2 protein-coding genes are annotated in these 2,131 nt (G+C 64.4%); both read left to right on the top strand.

The annotated features are described in order from the left end of the window. A partial coding sequence (thrS, locus tag RMO81_RS08350; RefSeq protein WP_310475366.1) for a threonine--tRNA ligase occupies window positions 1-1,597 on the top strand: 1,597 nt, incomplete at its 5' end. Window positions 1,598-1,840: 243 nt separating this feature from the next. Next, a partial coding sequence (locus RMO81_RS08345; RefSeq protein WP_310475365.1) for a cytochrome c occupies window positions 1,841-2,131 on the top strand: 291 nt, incomplete at its 3' end.

Here is a 2,131-nt window from a genome sequence, read left to right as displayed (position 1 = left end):
CCGTGCCGACAAGCCGTTGCGCCGCGAAGTGTGGAGCCGTAGCCAACTGGTTAGCCGCTGGCAGCAGCAGGGCGAAGCCTTCAAGGCCGAATGGGCGCAAAGCCTGCCCGATGGCGACGAATTGACGGTGTATTGGTCGGGCGATGACTGGCTCGACATGTGCCGCGGGCCGCATCTGCCGTCCACCGGCAAGCTCGACGCGCAGGCCTTCAAGCTGACGCGCGTTTCGGGCGCCTATTGGCGCGGCGATCCCAAGAATCCGCAGCTTTCGCGCATCTATGGCACCGGCTGGCTGAGCAAAAAGCAGCTCGACGCGCATCTGACGCGGCTGGAGGAAGCCGCCAAGCGCGACCACCGCAAGCTGGGCCGCGAGATGGACCTGTTCCATCTGGAAGAGGTCGCCCACGGCAGCGTGTTCTGGCATCCGCGCGGGTTCGTCATCTATCGCGCACTCGAAGCCTATATGCGCCGCCGCCTCGATCCCGCCGGCTATGACGAGGTGAAAACCCCGCAGATCATGGACGCGCGCCAGTGGGAACAATCCGGCCACTGGGGCAAATATCGCGAGAACATGTTCGTCATCCCCGACGAAGTGCCCAATACCGAGGATGAAGGCCCGGTGGTGAGCACGCAAGCGCAGTGGATGGCGCTGAAACCGATGAACTGCCCGGCGCATGTGCTGATCTTCCGGCAGGGCATCAAATCCTACCGCGATCTGCCGCTGCGGCTGGCGGAAATGGGCTGCTGCCACCGCAACGAACCGCACGGCGCGCTGCACGGCCTGATGCGCGTGCGCCAGTTCACGCAGGACGATGGCCATATCTTTTGCCGGGAAGACCAGATCGTGGCCGAAATCGCCGCCTTCTGCGACCTGCTGGATGTGGTCTACAAGGATCTGGGCGGGTTCAGCTATGCCATCAAGCTGGCGCTGCGCCCCGAAAAACGTTTCGGCAGCGATGCGATGTGGGACTGGTCGGAACAGTCGATGCGCGATGCCGTGAAGGCCACCGGGCGCGACAACGCCGATTGGGGCTGGGAAGAACTTCCCGGCGAAGGCGCGTTTTATGCGCCCAAGCTGGAATTCCACCTGACCGACGCCATCGGCCGCACCTGGCAGGTGGGCACCATCCAGACCGATACGGTGCTGCCAGAACGCCTCGACGCATCTTATGTGGGCGAAGACGGCAGCCGCCACCGGCCGGTGATGCTGCACCGGGCGATTCTGGGCAGCTATGAACGCTTCATCGGCATCCTGATCGAACATTTCGCCGGCTGGTTCCCGACCTGGCTGGCCCCGGTGCAGGCCGTGGTGGCGACCATCGTTTCGGATGCCGACGATTATGCGCAGCAAGTGGCCGCAACGCTGCGCAAGGCCGGCATCCGCGTCGAAACCGATCTGCGCAACGAAAAGATCAACCTGAAGGTGCGTGAACACAGCCTGCAAAAAGCGCCCTACATGCTGGTGCTGGGCCGGCGTGAAGCCGAAGAAGGCACGGTGGCACTGCGCAATCTGAAGGGCGGCGACCAGAAGGTGATGCCGCTGGCCGAGGCCGTCGCGCTGATCCAGGCCGATGCGACGCCGCCTGATCTGAAGTAATCGTCACCTCTCCCCGGCGGGGAGAGGTCGAGAGACGAGCGAAGCGAGGCCCGGGAGAGGGGTCGGGCGCCCGGAACCGGTTTTCCGTCCCGATCCGACCCCTCTCCCGCCGCGCGTACCGCGCGAGTCGACCTCTCCCCAGCGGGGAGAGGTGATTTCCCTGCGCCAATTGGGTATTGGCGGAGGGCGGTTGCCCGGGATATGCTAATCCGGTGCCGTAATGGCCTGAATCTGGTGAGACTGATGATGCTGCGTGCTGTTGCTGCTGCCGTTCTGGCCACCGCCGTGATCCTGCCGAGCGTCGCGCTGGCCGGCCCGATCGAAGATCGCAAGGCGATCATGAAGGGCAATGGCAAGGACACCAAGATGGGCGGAGAGATGCTGAAGGGCGTCGTGCCGTTCGATGCCGCCATGGCCAACAAGATCCTCGCCAACTATGCCGCCGCGGCCAAGGCCTTCCCGGCGCATTTCCCGGCCAGTTCCAAAACCGGCGGTGAAACCGAAGCCGCTCCGGCGATCTGGGACAAGCCCGCC

Origin of the sequence: Sandarakinorhabdus sp. (assembly GCF_031422795.1) — a bacterium.
Lineage (GTDB): Bacteria > Pseudomonadota > Alphaproteobacteria > Sphingomonadales > Sphingomonadaceae > Sandarakinorhabdus.
This window is presented reverse-complemented; position numbering and strand designations above follow the sequence as displayed.